This window comes from Bradyrhizobium sp., from assembly GCF_049586575.1.
GTDB lineage: Bacteria > Pseudomonadota > Alphaproteobacteria > Rhizobiales > Xanthobacteraceae > Bradyrhizobium.
In genome coordinates this window covers 1-15,175 of the sequence record NZ_JBAVCF010000168.1, presented here as the reverse complement: position 1 = coordinate 15,175, position 15,175 = coordinate 1, and the positions used below count along the sequence as shown (strand labels likewise).

The window sequence follows — 15,175 nt, the reverse complement described above, 5'->3', positions numbered from 1 at the left end:
TGGTACGGCGCAAGCAGGGGCTGGATGCGACCGACGTGATCCGGGCCTCGCCCGCGCTTGCACGCGCGATCGAGGCGATCGGCAGCGGCGCGTTTTCGCCCGATGACGCGGGCCGCTTCGAATCGATTGCACATGCGCTGCGCCACCTCGATCACTACATGGTCAGTGCGGATTTCGATTCCTATTACCAGGCCCAGCGCGGCATCGACGCGCGCTGGCAAACGCAAGCGGCATGGACGCGGGCTTCGATCCTCAACGTCGCGCGGATGGCTTGGTTCTCCTCCGACCGCACCATTGCCGAATATGCCGACGATATCTGGAACGTTCCGGTGAATGGGCACCCCGAGATCAAAGAGCTACGCGCCGAAGGTTGAGGGCTGGAGCCTTTCGCAAGCTATTCCCTGACAACGCCGCCGTCGGCGCTCTCAAGCCGGAATGCGGCGGCGAACAACGCGCGGGTGTAGTCCGTCTTCGGGTTCTTGAACAAATCCACCGCGGGGCCCTCCTCCACCACCTTGCCATTGCGCATCACGATCAGATGGCTGGCAAGCGATGCCACCACGCGCAGGTCATGCGAGATGAACATGTAGGTCAGATCACGCTTGCGCTGTAACTCGCGCAACAGATCAACCATCTGTGCCTGGAGCAGCATATCGAGCGCGCTGGTCGGCTCGTCCAGCACGACGAAATTGGGCTCCAGCACCACGGCACGCGCAATGCTGATGCGCTGACGCTGGCCGCCGGAAAATTCGTGCGGGTAACGGAACCGCGTCGCCGGATCGAGGCCGACATCGCGCAGCGCCTGGATCACGCGCGCTTCCCGGCCGGCTTCCGAAAGCGACTTCTGGTGCACGGTCAGGCCTTCGGCGACGATATCGCCGATCGACATGCGAGGACTCAGCGCGCCGAACGGATCCTGAAACACGATCTGCATGTCGCGGCGAAACGGACGCATTTCCTTGAAGCGCAGGCCCTGGATTTCGTGCCCCAGGAAGACGATTGGGCCGTCAGAGGAAATCAGCCGTAACAATGCCAGCCCCAGCGTGGTTTTGCCGGAGCCGGATTCGCCGACCACGCCGAGCGTTTCGCCTTTCCGTACCGAAAGACTGACGCCATCCACCGCCTTGATGTGTCCGACCGTCGACCGCATGAAGCCGCGCCTGATCGGAAACCAGACTTTCAGATTATCAGCCGACATCACGACGGGCGATTCAGGTCGCGGCGGCGCGGGATCCGGCTTCGGCTCGGCAGCGAGCAGCGCGCGCGTGTAGGGGTGCTTCGGCGCGGTAAAAACCTCCTCCACTGGTCCGTGTTCGACGATCTTGCCGCCATTCATGACACAGACGACGTCGGCAATGCGCCGCACGATGCCGAGGTCATGGGTGATGAACAGGAGGCTCATACCGAGCCGCTTCCGGATGTCGGCGAGCAGCGCTAGAATTTGCGCCTGGACGGTGACATCAAGCGCGGTGGTCGGCTCGTCGGCAATCAGAAGATCGGGCTCGTTCGCAAGCGCCATCGCGATCATGACCCGCTGGCGCTGGCCGCCGGAGAGCTGATGCGGATAGCTTCCAAGCCGCGTCTCGGGATCGGGAATGCCGACCTGGGTTAGCAGCTCCAGTGTGCGTGCGCGCACCATCCGGCTGCCGATGTCATTGTGAAGCCGCAACACTTCGCCGATCTGCATCTCGATCGTATGCAGTGGATTGAGCGAGGTCATCGGTTCCTGGAAGATGATCGAAATATCGTTACCGCGAATGCCGCGTATTTCGTGCTCGGAGAGATTCATAAGTTCGCGGCCCTTGAACAGAATGCTGCCGGAGGGATGCGACGCGTTTGGATAGGGCAACAGCTTCAGGACCGACAAAGCGCTGACAGACTTGCCCGACCCGGATTCGCCGACCAGCGCCACGCACTGCCCGCGCTTGATCGAAAATGAAATGCGATCGACCGCGACAGACGCGCCACCCTGGTGGCGAAACGCCACCGAGAGGTCGCGGACATCAAGCAAGGGCTGATTGACGGCGTCCATGGCGTTCCCTATCTGAACGTCTTGCGTGGATCGAAGGCGTCGCGCACGCCCTCGCCGATGAAGATCAGAAGTGACAGCATGATCGCGATCGAAAAGAAGCCGGTGAAGCCGAGCCACGGCGCCTGAATATTGGCCTTCGCCTGCGATAGGAGTTCGCCGAGCGAAGGCGAACCGGGCGGCAGGCCGAAGCCCAGGAAGTCCAGCGCGGTGAGCGTCATCACGGATGAGGAGACGATAAACGGCAGGAACGTCATCGTCGCCACCATCGCATTCGGCAGCAGGTGCCGGAACATGATCACCGCATTTGATACGCCGAGCGAGCGGGCCGCCTGGATGTATTCGAAATTACGGCCGCGCAGGAATTCCGCGCGCACCAGGCCCACGAGCGAAACCCAGGAAAACAGCGCCATGATGCCGAGCAGGACGAAGAAGCCCGGCGGCAGCACCGCCGATATGATGAGGAGCAGATAGAGATAGGGAATTGAATTCCAGATCTCGATGAAGCGCTGGAACGAAAGATCGATCCAGCCGCCGAAGTAGCCCTGCACGCCACCGGCGGCGACGCCGATGACCGAAGAAATGATGGTCAGGCAAAGGCCGAACAGCACCGAGATGCGAAAACCGTAAATCAGCCGCGCAACCACGTCGCGACCCTGGTCATCGGTGCCGAGCCAATTGTATTCGAGGTCGCGGCAACTCTTGAGGCCCTTCTTCTGCACCACATCCTTGCACTGTGCTTCCGTGAGCATCCAGGTCGGCGGCGACGGCGCCGGGGTCGGCAGATCGAGATTATGCGTATCGTAGGAATAACGGATCAACGGCCAGACGACGGTGCCGCCCTTGTCGGCAATCAACTTTTGCAGATACGGATCGCGGTAATCGGCTGCGGTCTCGAAATCGCCTCCGAAGGTCGTCTCCGAATAAGTCACGAAGGCGGGCCAATAAAGATGGCCGTCATACTTGATCAGGAATGGCCGATCGTTGGCGATCAGTTCGGCAAACAGCGAGACGAAGAACAGAACCAGGAAAATCCAGAACGACCAGAAACCACGCTTGTTCGACCTGAAGTTTTGCCAGCGCCGCCGGTTCAGCGACAGCGGCTGAAACCCCTGGCCCGTCGCCGGCACGGCTTCGCCGAGCGGCGATGGCGTCTTTGTCTCCGCGGGAGGCGCTATGAGGGTCATCAGACCTCCCGCGCCTCGAAGTCGATCCTCGGATCGACCCACATATAGGTGATATCGGTGATCAGGTTCACGACGAGACCGAGCAGGGAAAAGATATAGAGCGTTCCGAACACCACGGGATAATCGCGGTTGAGCACGCTTTCAAAGGATAACAGGCCAAGTCCGTCGAGCGAGAAGATGGTCTCGATCAACAGCGCGCCGGAAAAGAAGGCGTGAATGAACGCGCCGGGAAAGCCTGCGATCACGATCAGCATGGCGTTGCGGAAAATGTGGCCGTACAGCACCTGCCGCTCGCTGCAGCCCTTGGCGCGCGCGGTCATGACATATTGCTTGCGGATTTCGTCGAGAAACGAATTCTTGGTCAAGAGCGCCATGGTCGCGAAAGCGCTGAGCGACATCGAAATCAGCGGCAGTGCGAGATGCCAGAAATAATCGATGATTTTCCAGTACCAGGGAAATTGCGACCAGCCGTCGGACGTCAGGCCGCGCAACGGAAACAGATTGAGAAACGATCCGCCGGCAAACAGGATGATGAGGAGGATCGCAAACAGGAAGCCGGGAATGGCAAATCCGACGATGATCACCGCCGATGTCCAGGTGTCGAACGGAGAGCCGTCCTTGACGGCCTTGCGGATGCCGAGTGGAATCGAAATCAGATAAGTGATGAGCGTCATCCAGATGCCGAGCGACATCGAGACCGGCAGCTTCTCCTTGATGAGCTGCACCACGCTGATGTCGCGGAAATAGCTCTTTCCGAAATCGAAGCGAGCGTAGTTCCACACCATCAATGCAAAACGCTCGGGCGCCGGCTTGTCGAAACCGAATTGCTTTTCCAGGCTCTTGATGAAATCGGGATCGAGACCCTGCGCACCCCGATATTTCGAACTGACGGCGTCGGCGGCGGCGCCACCAGGGCCCACGGGGCGGAAATCGCCGTTGCCGCCGGAAATGCGTGAGGTAGCGCCGGTGTCGGCGCCCGAGAGCTGCGCGATGACCCGCTCGACCGGTCCTCCGGGCGCGAATTGCACGACGACGAAGGCCACGAACAGGATTCCGAGCAAGGTCGGCAACATCAGCAAAATACGGCGGGCGATATAGGCGCTCATGGATTATTTCGCCTGCTCGAGCTTCGCAGCCTTGGCGGCATCGTACCACCAGATCGTGCGCTCGCCGACCGAATAGCGCGGCAGCTTCTCAGGGTGGCTGAACACGTCCCAATAGGCCAGCGGATGGTTGGAGCGGTACCACTGCGGGATCCAATAGCGTCCGGCACGAAACAAACGATCGATGGCCCGGCACGCATGGGTCAGGTCTGCCCGCGTGTCGGCGGCGATAGCCTTCGCGATCATCGCATCGATAGCGGGGCTGGCGATTCCGGCCAGATTGTAGGAACCTTTGGTCGCGGCGGCCTGCGACGAAAAATAAGGCCGCAGGCTGTCGCCGGGTGTTGCCGACATGCTCAGGCGCTCGACCGTGATGTCGAAATCGAAATCCTCGACGCGGGCACGGAATTGCACGGCGTCGATCAGGCGGATGTTGGCATCAATGCCGAGCAACGCGAGATTCTTGATGAACGTCGCGTGGTGCGGCTGGAACGAAGGCTCGTCGAGCAGAAATTCGATCGAGAAAACCTCACCGTTCGGCAGCAGCCGTTTGCCACCCTTGACCGGGAGGCCTGCTTCCTGGAGGAGTTGCTGGGCCTTGCGCAACAAGGCGCGGTCCTGCCCCGAACCGTCCGAAACGGGCGGCACAAAGGGTTCCTTGAATACCTCGTCCGGCACCTGGCCGCGAAAAGGCTCGAGCAGCTTGAGCTCTTCCGGCGATGGCGGGCCGCTCGCCACCATGTCAGAATTCTGGAACGGCGAGATCGTGCGGCCATAAGCACCGTACATGACGGTCTTGTTGGTCCATTCGAAATCGAAGGCATAGGTCAGCGCCTCGCGGACGCGCGCGTCCTTGAACTTGTCGCGTCGGGTATTGATGAACCAGCCCTGTCCACCCGACGGCGTTTCATCGGGCTCCAGTTCGCGCTTGACGCGCCCGTCCTTGACCGCCGCAAAATCGTAGCGCGTCGCCCATATCCGCGCCGTGAATTCCTCGCGATACAGATAGCTCTTGCCGGTGAAGCCTTCGAAGGCGACGTCGCGGTCGCGATAGAATTCGTAGCGGATGTTATCGAAATTATAGCTGCCTCGATTGACCGGCAGACCAGCCGCCCACCAATCCTTCACACGCTCGAATTCGATGAAACGGTTGACCTCGAACTTGCCGACCTTGTACGGCCCTGATCCGAGGGGCGTATCGAGCGTGGATTCTTCAAACGGCCGCGTCGCATAATAGGTTTTGGAGAAGATCGGCAGGCCCGCCACATACAGCGGAACGTCGCGCGCGCGATTGGGCGCGAAAGTGACGACAACGGTCGCATCGTCGATCGCTTCCGCCTTCGCCATGTCGCGCAACTGAACGACGATCAGCGGATGGCCTTTCTCCTTCAGTACAGTCAGCGAGAAGGCGGCGTCCTGCGCGGTCAGCTTCGAACCGTCGTGAAAGCGCGCCTCGGGCCGCATGGTGAAGCGATACGTCAATCTGTCGGGCGAAATCCGCACCGACTTGGCCGCCAGGCCATACATCGCATCCGGTTCGTCGTCAGCGCGCACCATCAAGGAGACGAAGGTCAGATCCATGCCCTGCGCACCCTCACCCTTGAGGACGTAGGCATTGAGCGAATTGAAGGTGAAGAAGGATTGATTAAATCCGCGCGTCGACGGGATCAGCGAAAACAGGCCGCCTTTCGGCGCGGCGGGATTGACGTAGTCGAAATGTCCGAAATCGGCCGGATATTTTAAATCGCCGAACGCCGACAGGCCGTGAGCATCAGTGCCGGCATCGGCGGAAAATGCCGGCCGCAGCCAGGGCTCGCCCAAAGCACCCGCACCCAGAACACCGCCCAGAGCAAGCACATGCCGGCGGGAGACGAGCGCCATGCGCGAAAAATCCCTCAAGATTTCTTGCCGATTCGGGCGGCCTTCTCGGCGTCGAACCACCAGAGAGCCGGAAACCCCGAGAGCCCATACTTTGGCAATTCGGCCGGCCGGCTAAAACGATCCCAGCGCGCGGTCCTTACCTTCGGGTAATTCCACTGCGGCACAACGTAGTGATTCCACAGCAACACGCGATCCAGAGCTTTGGTGGCCGCGACCAGTTCGGCCCGGTCCTTCGCGAAAATCATCTTGTCGATGAGCGCATCGATGGCCGGATTTTTGATCCCGATGGTATTCCTGGAACCCGGTGCATCCGCGGCCTGCGATCCCCAGTATTCCCTTTGCTCGTTGCCGGGCGAGAGCGATTCTCCCCAGCTATCGATGATGATATCGTAGTCGAACTTGCGCTTCCGGTTTTCATATTGCGCATCGTCCACGATGCGGATCGACGTCGTCACGCCGATACGTTCCAGCGACGGCTTGTAGAACAGTGCGATACGTTCGTAGGCCGGGTCCTGAACCAGAATTTCGACCGTGACCGGCTTTCCTGAGGCGTCGACGAGCTTGCGATCCTTGATCTCGTAGCCCGCTTCCTTCAACAGCCGCATGCTTTCCCGCAAGTTGGCGCGCACCGCCTCGGGATCGCCGCCCACGGGATTCCGGTAGGGCTTGGTGAAGACTTCAGCCGGTACCTTATCCCGCACTGTCTCGAGAATCGCCAGTTCTTGTCCCTCGGGCAGACCGGAGCTCGCGAGCTCCGTTCCGGCAAAGTAGCTATTGATGCGGCTGTATTGTCCGTAGAAAAGCTGCTTGTTCATCTCCTCGAAGTCGAAGGCCCAGTTAAATGCATTGCGAACTCGGGCATCCCTAAACTGGTCGCGGCGAGTATTGAGCGCAAAGGCCTGCATGTTACCCGAACTGCGATTCGGAAATTCTTCCAGCAGCACGCGTTTTTCGGTGACAGCGGGAAAGTCGTAAGCAGTGGCCCAGTTTTTCGCGCTGTTTTCGAGGCGCCAGTCGACTTGATCTCCCTTGAACCCTTCAAGCGCAACGGTTGAGTCGCGGAAGAATTCGTAGCGCAATTCATCGAAATTATTCTGGCCAATCTGCACCGGCAGATTGGCGCCCCAATAATCCTTCACCCGCTCGAGGCTTAAGGTGCGGCCGGCCACGAAATCTTTGATTCGGTAGGGACCGGAGCCCAGTGGCGGCTCAAGCGTTGTCTGCGAAATATCGCGCTTGCGGCCCTGAGCGTCGCTGCCTTCCCAATAGTGCTTCGGCAGCACCATGAGTTCGCCGACGATTTGCGGGAGTTCGCGATTGCCGGAAGAGTCGAAAGTGAATTTGACCTCGCGCTCGCCGGTCCTTTCCACGTTTGCGACGTGGCGATAATAGGCGGCATATTGCGGGCTGAGTTTTTTCAGCACCTCGAGCGAATAGACGACGTCCTCTGGCGTCACCGGCTTGCTGTCGTGCCAGCGGGCTTCCTTGCGGAGACGGTAGACGACCCAGGAGAAATCGGCAGGATACTGTGCTGCTTCCGCGAGCACGCCATATCCGGTCGCAACCTCGTCCAGAGCGGGCTCCATCAGTCTTTCGTAGATCAGCCCGACAGCCGGCGCGAGCGAACCTTTCACCCCCGCTACCGCGATGTTGAAATTGTCAAAGGTGCCGACTGCAATCTGGCGCACCGACCCGCCTTTCGGGGCATCGGGATTGACATAGTCGAAACGCTTGAAGTCGGCTGGATACTTGATGTCGCCGAACAACGACAGCGCATGCCGCCAGGCCGGCTCGCTTGCCGAAGTTTGCGCTTGCGCCGCGCTGCCGACGAGAAAGCCGGGTGTTGCGCCGAGGGCAGGCGCGATCGCGGCAATCGCACCGCCCTGCAAAAGACGTCTTCGATTAAAGGCCAAAGCGAAGATCCTGTGTTTTCCGCGTTGTCGGGGACCTAGTATAGGGCAAGGTTTGGGCCGATTAAGTTGCTTTTTGCTCATCATAACACCCGGTATGCGGCGAAAGGTCCCGGTAACGAAAATGCGACCGGTCGCCGAGCTCCGGGATTTCAAGTCTGGGGAAGTAAAGCCCGGCGAGGAACTTTCGTGCGCCAAGCTCGATCAACGCAAAACGGCCGGGTCGAGACCCGGCCGTTGAACCAAAACGCCTGAAGCAATCCAGTTATTTCGCCGCGGTCGGCAACGGAGCCGGATGATCGGAAAGCGAGTTCAGATAGGCGATCACGTCGGCGCGCTCGCTGTCCTTCTGAATGCCGGCAAAGCCCATCGCCGTGCCGGGAACGAAACCCTTCGGATTGTCGATGAACTGGTTGAGGTCGTCGATGGTCCAGGTACCGCCCTTGGCTTTCATCGCTGCCGAGAAATTAAACCCACGGCCTTCGCCCTTCTTGTCGCCGACGATGCCGTAGAGATTCGGGCCGACCTTGTTGGGCCCACCCTTGGTGAAGTCATGGCAGGCGCCGCACTTCTTGGCGGCCTGCTCACCCTTCTGGATGGAGGCGGTCTGCAACAGCTTCTCGATCGGTTCGGATGGCGCCGCGGCGGCGGCTTTTTCGCCCCCTGCGGGCACTTCCTTCACGGCGATTTCGAACCCCGGTTTTGCTGGCTTGTTGGGGGCGAAAATCGCGCTGGCGGTGAAGCTCGTCACCAGCAAAACGAGGCAGGTCCCGAGGATGGCACCGAGAATTTTGTTGAGTTCGAAGGAGTCCATTTTCGATCAGGCTCCAGGCCGGAAATGTCGATTTTTGGCCGGAGTGAAACGGCCGCGATAGATGCCAAGGAATCGGGCTTTTGCGCCGCACCCCAAGCGAGGGATGAGATATCGGTTTGCCCGTGCTCTGGCAACCCGTATAAACGCTTCGGCTTTCGACCCATCCCCCATTATTTCCGGCCTCCAGTCAGGGGATACGCGACCCCAATCCAATGACCGATCCTCGCATTTTGGTGCTGATTCCCGCCCGCATGGCCGCCACGCGCCTGCCGGGCAAGCCGCTATTGGAGATGGCCGGCCTGCCGATGATCGTCCATGTGTTGCGCCGAGCGGAAGCGGCCCGAATCGGCCGGGTCGCTGTCGCAACCGACACGGCCGAGATTGCGGCAGCGGTGACGGCCCACGGCGGACAAGCCGTCATGACCCGCGCCGACCATCCTTCCGGCTCGGACCGGATTTTCGAAGCGCTCGGCTCCCTCGATCCAGGCCGCGAGGCCGAGGTCGTGGTCAATTTGCAGGGCGATTTCCCGACCATCAGCCCCGGCAACATCCGCGACGTGCTGGCTCCGCTGGCGGATTCGGCGGTCGATATTGCGACGCTGGCGGCGGAAATCCATACCGAGGAGGAGGCCTTGAACCCCAACGTCGTGAAGGCGATCGGCTCGCCGATTGGCCCACGGCGGCTGCGCGCGCTCTACTTTACCCGCGCTACCGCGCCTCATGGCGAGGGGCCGCGCTACCATCACATTGGCCTTTATGCCTATCGCCGCGCGGCTCTCGAGCGCTACGTTCAACTACCGCCCTCGCCGCTGGAGCAGCAGGAGAAACTGGAGCAGTTGCGGGCGCTGGAAGCGGGAATGCGGATCGATATCGGAATCGTCGACACCGTGCCGCGCGGCGTCGACACCCCGGCCGACCTTGAGGCCACGCGCCAAATACTAGCCAAATCGTGAGCGGCTGGTACAAGGCGCCATGACCAAGCCAACGACCAAGATCATGAAAATCTCATTCCAGGGCGAGCCGGGCGCCAACTCCCATATCGCCATCGCCGAGGCCTATCCGGATGCCGAGGCCTTGCCCTGCCCAACATTCGAGGACGCGCTTGGCGCCATTTCCTCCGGCGAAGCCGACCTCGGCATGATCCCGATCGAGAATTCGGTCGCAGGCCGGGTCGCCGACATCCACCATCTTTTGCCGCAGTCGGGCCTGTTCATCGTCGGCGAATGGTTCCTGCCGGTCCATCACCAGTTGATGGTACCGCGCGGCGCCAAGATCGGCGATATCAAGACCGTCGAGAGCCACGTCCACGCGCTCGGACAATGCCGGCGCATCATTCGCAAGCTCGGCATCAAGCCGATCGTTGCGGGCGACACCGCCGGCAGCGCCCGCATCGTCGCCCAACGCGGCGACAAGAGCTGCGCCGCGATCGCCTCGAAGCTCGCTGCCGAGATTTACGGTCTCGACATTCTGGCCGAGGACGTCGAGGACGAAGCCCACAACACCACCCGCTTTGTCGTGCTGGCCCGCGAAGCCAACTGGGCCAAGCAAGGCTCGGGACCGGTGGTCACCACTTTTGTCTTCCGGGTGCGCAACCTGCCGGCGGCGCTCTACAAGGCGATGGGCGGCTTTGCCACCAACGGCGTCAACATGACCAAGCTCGAAAGCTACATGGTCGACGGCAATTTCTTCGCCACGCAATTCTATGCCGACGTCGATGGCCATCCCGACGACAAGAATCTAGCCTTTGCGCTGGAGGAGCTGAAGTTCTTCTCCCGCGAATTCCGCATCGTCGGCGTTTATCCGGCCCATCCGTTCCGCGCCACTTTCAGCGAGACGCAGGACTAGCCATTGGTGAGGGCTTATCCCTGGCCAAGCTGGCCGACCACTGCTCGCCACAACGGCCAGATCTCGCTCGTCGGATCCAGCGCCGTTTGCACCATCACGAGCTTCGAAGCCGGATCGATGCAGACGCGCTGTCCGAACGCCCCGAACATCGCAAACTGGCGTCGTCCCCAAGGCAAGAGCCACAACAGATAGCCATAGCCGAAATCGCGATCGGCCTTGTTCGGGGCCAAATAAGCACCGAAGCGCGCACCGTCGTCGCCTCCAACATCCACTGTCCAGAGACAAACCGGTCGCGGTCGGTTCGGCCGTACAGCTAGCCTTCGAACAGGATCCGGTCGTCCTTCGCAATCAGAAGACCGGTAACGGGATTGCGCGAGAGATAAACAGTCACACGATCCCGCAAGGAATCCGGCAATTCTGCCGCTGCACGCCAGAACATCCATGGCGTCGCAGAGGCTTTGACTTGTCGGATCGGATAGATTTCATCCAGGTGGGTGAAAGCGCCGACGCGGTCTTTCGGTTGCCACGGATTACCCTGACGCCGCGCCCTTGCAGCATCGGGAACGGGGTATCCTTCCGCGGCACCGTAGAAATCGGCGCGCGGCCCCCTATTGGAGAAAATTGGGCCAGCCGTGTCTCTCGCGCGAGTCACCCCGATCCGACCGGCGACGCCGGTGGCCGCAAGCCCTGCCAGTGCCGATCGACGCGACAGGATGGGGCGCATGCAGTTCCTTACGCCGCTTCCTTCCTGACCAATCCGAACGCGTCCGCCAGCAGGGTGTAGGAACGCTTGCGCGCCTCGTGATCATAGACCGCCGTGATGACCATCAGTTCGTCGGCCTGGCTTGCGGCAATCATCGGTTCGAGCTTCTGCATCACGGTTGAAGGGCTGCCGACAAACAGGCGCGAGCGGTTGCGCGCAATCACGGCGCGGTCGGCGTCGGTGTAGGGATAGGCCTGCGCCTCCTCGATGCTCGGCAGCGGAACATATTGGCCACGCTCGCGCAGCAGGCGGTTGAGATCCATCGACGCCGCGAGCCGTTCGGCCTCGGCGTCCGTTTCGGCCGCCACAACCGCCACCGCCAGAATCGCATAGGGCGTGTCGCGCCATCCGGTCTGCTTGAAATGCGCGCGATAGTTCGTCATCGCCGCGATCGCATCATAGGTCGCGAAATGGTGCGCGAACGCGTAGCCCATGCCGACCTGCGCCGCCAATTCCGAACTGTAGTCGCTTGAGCCGAGCAGCCAGATCGGCGGCAGCGGCGTATCGTCGGGCATCGCCACCACCTTGTTGAAGGGATGGTCGGGCGGAAAGGCGCGCGTCTCCCACAGCGTCAGTTCATGCAGCCGTTCGAGGAAGTCATCGCCCTCGCGGCGATCGAGCCGGCTGCGCAGCGCGTAAGCCGTGGGTCCATCCGTACCCGGCGCGCGGCCAAGCCCGAGATCGATCCGGCCTGGAAACAGCGCCTCCAGCATCTTGAAGCGCTCGGCCACCACCAGCGGCGCATGGTTCGGCAGCATCACCCCGCCGGAGCCGACACGGATGTTTTTCGTCACCGCCGCGATCTGGCCGATCATGAGATCGGGCGCGGGGCTTGCGACCGACGCGAGGTTGTGATGTTCGGCAAGCCAATAGCGGGTGAAGCCAAGCGCATCGGCGTGACGGGCGAGATCGATGCTGTTACGGAGCGCCGCGGCAGGTTTGGTGCCTGACGTGACCACCGAGAGATCAAGGATGGAAAGTGGGATCATGGCTCTAAACTAATGCGACGGTTCAAGGGCACAACGGGTGACGGCGCAGGTCAGGCCTCCGACAGCCCTCCCCGTTCGAAGACTGTCAAAGGCCGAGTGGGCAACCAATTTTATATTCCTTAATATCTTAATCTTGCCCACCATTTCCGTTTCCCAGCCTAAGCAATACGATCGAGCAATTATGCGAAAATTGAGCTTGAGTGACATTGCCCACTTGTGCAAAAAATAGCCTATCTTTTCATATATAATTCAATAATTGGGCAATTTCCCATCAAAAGTGGGCTATTTGTGGTAAGGCCTTTCGCCTATTTTGGCGGGGTCAAAGCCAGCCCACAGCCCCCGATCGCTGAGAAACCTGCGAGTACCATGACCGAGGCCAAGCATTCCATATCCGCCGGATCCCGCGCGTCGAACCGGCCGGCGATCTCGTTCGAATTCTTCCCGCCGAAAACGGAGGAGATGGAAAAGAGCCTCTGGGACACCATCAACCGCCTGGCGCCGCTTTCGCCAAGCTTCGTGTCGGTGACCTATGGCGCGGGCGGATCGACCCGCGAGCGCACCCATTCCACCATCGCACGCCTCCTCGGCGAGACCGAACTGCTGCCCGCCGCGCATCTGACCTGCGTGGGCGCAGCGCGCGGCGAGATCGACGACATTGTCGCCCGTTATCACGAGACCGGCGTCCGCCATATCGTGGCGCTGCGCGGCGACCCGCCCGGCGGCATCGGCACGCCTTTCTCCACCCATCCCGACGGCTATCAAACTTCCTCCGAACTCGTCGCCGGCATCAAGAAGCGATTTCCCGATATCGAGGTCTCGGTCTCGGCCTATCCGGAGAAGCACCCGGAGAGCCCGAGCTTCGACGCCGACATCGATACGCTCAAGGCCAAAGTCGACGCCGGCGCCACCCGCGCCATCACCCAGGTCTTCTTCGATAACGACCTCTACTTTCGCTACCTCGACCGTGTGCGCGCCCGCGGCATCGATATTCCGATCGTGCCGGGCATTATGCCGATGCACAATTTCAAGCAGGCAAGAAACTTCGTGACCCGCGCCGGCACTACGGTGCCGGATTGGCTTGCGGAAAAATTCGACGGCCTCGACAACGACGCCGAAACCCGCAAGCTGGTGGCGGCGACCGTTGCCGCCGGACAGGTGCAGAAACTCAACAAGCACGGTGTCGATACCTTTCACTTCTACACGATGAACCGCGCCGATCTCGTCTTTGCGATCTGCCATCTGCTCGGTATCCGCCCCACCGGCGCGCAGAAGGCGGCTTGAACGATGGCCCTTCCCGTCTCCCCGAAACGCACCGCGTTCCTCAACGCCGCCAGGGAGCGCATCCTCGTGCTCGACGGCGCCATGGGCACCATGATCCAGGCGCTGCAATACGACGAAGCCGCTTTTCGCGGCGCGCGGTTCAAGGACTTTCATCGCGACGTCAGGGGCAACAACGACCTGTTGATCCTGACCCAGCCTGACGCGATCGAGGATATCCACGCCGCCTATTTGCGCGCCGGCGCCGACATCGTCGCGACCAACACCTTTTCCTCGACTTCGATCGCGCAGGCCGACTACGAGATGTCGGGCCTCGCCTACGAACTCAACCTCGAAGGCGCGAAGCTCGCTCGCGCCGCCGCGATCCGCGTCAGCGCCGAGGACGGCAAGCCGCGCTTTGTCGCTGGCGCCATCGGCCCAACCAACCGCACCGCCTCGATTTCGCCTGACGTGTCGAACCCCGGCTACCGCGCCGTCACCTTCGACGACTTGCGCGCGGCCTATGGCGAACAGATCAAGGGCCTGCTCGACGGCGGCGCCGATCTGCTGTTGGTCGAAACCATCTTCGATACGCTCAACGCCAAGGCCGCGCTCTATGCGATCGCCGAGATCGCCGACGAGCGCGGCATCGACGTGCCGGTGATGGTGTCCGGCACCATTACCGACAAATCCGGCCGCTTGCTGTCGGGACAGCTCCCGGAAGCGTTCTGGAATTCGGTGCGTCACGCGAGACCCATCACCATCGGCTTCAATTGCGCGCTCGGCGCCGAGGATCTGCGCGCGCACATCGCCGATATCGGCCGCGTCGCCGACGCGCTGGTGTGCGCCTACCCCAATGCCGGCCTGCCCAACGAATTCGGCCAATATGACGAGAGCCCGGAATATATGGCGCGGCTGATCGGCGAATTTGCTTCCGCCGGCCTCGTCAACGTCGTCGGCGGCTGTTGCGGCACCACGCCCGACCATATCGCCGCGATCGCCGCAGCGGTCGCCCCGCACAAACCGCGCATCGTTCCCGAGATCGCGCCGCGCCTGCGGCTCTCGGGCCTCGAACCCTTCGAGCTGACGCCGGCCATCCCCTTCGTCAATGTCGGCGAGCGTACCAATGTCACCGGCTCGGCGCGATTCCGCAAACTGATCACCGCTGGCGACTACACCGCCGCATTGCAGGTGGCGCGCGACCAGGTCGAGAACGGCGCACAGATCATCGACGTCAACATGGACGAAGGCCTGCTCGATTCCGAGGCGGCAATGGTGACCTTCCTCAACCTCGTCGCCGCCGAACCCGATATCGCGCGCGTTCCCGTGATGGTCGATTCCTCGAAATTCAACGTGATCGAAGCCGGCCTGAAATGCGTGCAGGGCAAGCCGGTCGT

The 15,175-nt window shown here is 61.3% G+C and carries 14 protein-coding genes; 5 read left to right on the top strand and 9 right to left on the bottom strand.

What is annotated here, in order from left to right:
- A partial coding sequence (locus WB528_RS06430) for a glycogen/starch/alpha-glucan phosphorylase (protein ID WP_423887589.1) occupies window positions 1–374 on the top strand: 374 nt, incomplete at its 5' end.
- Between the two features lie 20 nt (window positions 375–394).
- Here WB528_RS06430 and WB528_RS06425 read toward each other — a convergent pair.
- From WB528_RS06425 to WB528_RS06400, 6 genes are all read right to left on the bottom strand, one after another.
- On the bottom strand, window positions 395–2,032 hold the full coding sequence (locus tag WB528_RS06425; protein WP_423887588.1) for an ABC transporter ATP-binding protein: 1,638 nt from the start codon (window positions 2,030–2,032) through the stop codon (window positions 395–397).
- Window positions 2,033–2,040: 8 nt separating this feature from the next.
- On the bottom strand, window positions 2,041–3,216 hold the full coding sequence (locus WB528_RS06420; RefSeq protein WP_423887587.1) for an ABC transporter permease: 1,176 nt from the start codon (window positions 3,214–3,216) through the stop codon (window positions 2,041–2,043).
- Window positions 3,216–4,322, bottom strand: a complete 1,107-nt coding sequence (locus WB528_RS06415; RefSeq protein ID WP_423887586.1) for a microcin C ABC transporter permease YejB — start codon at window positions 4,320–4,322, stop codon at window positions 3,216–3,218. The genes WB528_RS06420 and WB528_RS06415 overlap by 1 nt, the downstream gene beginning before the upstream one ends.
- A gap of 3 nt (window positions 4,323–4,325) precedes the next feature.
- Complete coding sequence (locus WB528_RS06410; protein WP_423887585.1) at window positions 4,326–6,200, bottom strand: extracellular solute-binding protein; 1,875 nt, start codon at window positions 6,198–6,200, stop codon at window positions 4,326–4,328.
- A gap of 14 nt (window positions 6,201–6,214) precedes the next feature.
- Entirely contained in the window at window positions 6,215–8,113 is a 1,899-nt protein-coding gene (locus WB528_RS06405) for an extracellular solute-binding protein (RefSeq protein WP_423887584.1), read from the bottom strand.
- Between the two features lie 262 nt (window positions 8,114–8,375).
- A complete protein-coding gene (locus WB528_RS06400; protein ID WP_423887583.1) occupies window positions 8,376–8,924 on the bottom strand; it encodes a c-type cytochrome in 549 nt (182 codons plus the stop codon).
- Window positions 8,925–9,136: 212 nt separating this feature from the next.
- Between WB528_RS06400 and WB528_RS06395 the strand changes: the two genes are divergently transcribed.
- Complete coding sequence (locus WB528_RS06395; RefSeq protein WP_423887582.1) at window positions 9,137–9,877, top strand: 3-deoxy-manno-octulosonate cytidylyltransferase; 741 nt, start codon at window positions 9,137–9,139, stop codon at window positions 9,875–9,877.
- 19 nt (window positions 9,878–9,896) lie between these two features.
- Window positions 9,897–10,769 (top strand): prephenate dehydratase, encoded by an 873-nt coding sequence (locus WB528_RS06390; protein WP_423887581.1) that lies wholly within the window; start codon window positions 9,897–9,899, stop codon window positions 10,767–10,769.
- A gap of 14 nt (window positions 10,770–10,783) precedes the next feature.
- Here the strand turns inward: WB528_RS06390 and WB528_RS06385 are convergent, their stop codons facing one another.
- The 3 genes from WB528_RS06385 to WB528_RS06375 all read right to left on the bottom strand — a co-directional run bounded on the left by WB528_RS06385 (window position 10,784) and on the right by WB528_RS06375 (window position 12,521).
- Window positions 10,784–10,999, bottom strand: a complete 216-nt coding sequence (locus tag WB528_RS06385) for a hypothetical protein (protein WP_423887580.1) — start codon at window positions 10,997–10,999, stop codon at window positions 10,784–10,786.
- Between the two features lie 83 nt (window positions 11,000–11,082).
- Entirely contained in the window at window positions 11,083–11,493 is a 411-nt protein-coding gene (locus WB528_RS06380) for a hypothetical protein (RefSeq protein WP_423887579.1), read from the bottom strand.
- A gap of 8 nt (window positions 11,494–11,501) precedes the next feature.
- Window positions 11,502–12,521: an LLM class flavin-dependent oxidoreductase gene (locus WB528_RS06375; protein ID WP_423887578.1), complete on the bottom strand. Its 1,020-nt coding sequence runs from the start codon at window positions 12,519–12,521 to the stop codon at window positions 11,502–11,504.
- A 366-nt stretch (window positions 12,522–12,887) separates the two neighbouring features.
- Here WB528_RS06375 and metF point away from each other — a divergent pair, with 366 nt between their 5' ends.
- Together metF and WB528_RS06365 are read left to right on the top strand one after the other, a co-directional pair.
- Window positions 12,888–13,802: a methylenetetrahydrofolate reductase [NAD(P)H] gene (gene metF, locus WB528_RS06370; RefSeq protein ID WP_423887577.1), complete on the top strand. Its 915-nt coding sequence runs from the start codon at window positions 12,888–12,890 to the stop codon at window positions 13,800–13,802.
- A 3-nt stretch (window positions 13,803–13,805) separates the two neighbouring features.
- A partial coding sequence (locus tag WB528_RS06365) for a homocysteine S-methyltransferase family protein (RefSeq protein WP_423887576.1) occupies window positions 13,806–15,175 on the top strand: 1,370 nt, incomplete at its 3' end.

What these genes read in the sequence shown, in the direction of transcription:
- WB528_RS06425 (WP_423887588.1), bottom strand. Translation starts at nt 2,032, where the DNA reads ATGGACGCCGTCAATCAGCCCTTGCTTGATGTCCGCGACCTCTCGGTG.
- WB528_RS06420 (WP_423887587.1), bottom strand. Translation starts at nt 3,216, where the DNA reads ATGACCCTCATAGCGCCTCCCGCGGAGACAAAGACGCCATCGCCGCTC.
- WB528_RS06415 (WP_423887586.1), bottom strand. Translation starts at nt 4,322, where the DNA reads ATGAGCGCCTATATCGCCCGCCGTATTTTGCTGATGTTGCCGACCTTG.
- WB528_RS06410 (WP_423887585.1), bottom strand. Translation starts at nt 6,200, where the DNA reads ATGGCGCTCGTCTCCCGCCGGCATGTGCTTGCTCTGGGCGGTGTTCTG.
- WB528_RS06400 (WP_423887583.1), bottom strand. Translation starts at nt 8,924, where the DNA reads ATGGACTCCTTCGAACTCAACAAAATTCTCGGTGCCATCCTCGGGACC.
- WB528_RS06395 (WP_423887582.1), top strand. Translation starts at nt 9,137, where the DNA reads ATGACCGATCCTCGCATTTTGGTGCTGATTCCCGCCCGCATGGCCGCC.
- WB528_RS06390 (WP_423887581.1), top strand. Translation starts at nt 9,897, where the DNA reads ATGACCAAGCCAACGACCAAGATCATGAAAATCTCATTCCAGGGCGAG.
- WB528_RS06380 (WP_423887579.1), bottom strand. Translation starts at nt 11,493, where the DNA reads ATGCGCCCCATCCTGTCGCGTCGATCGGCACTGGCAGGGCTTGCGGCC.
- WB528_RS06375 (WP_423887578.1), bottom strand. Translation starts at nt 12,521, where the DNA reads ATGATCCCACTTTCCATCCTTGATCTCTCGGTGGTCACGTCAGGCACC.
- metF (WP_423887577.1), top strand. Translation starts at nt 12,888, where the DNA reads ATGACCGAGGCCAAGCATTCCATATCCGCCGGATCCCGCGCGTCGAAC.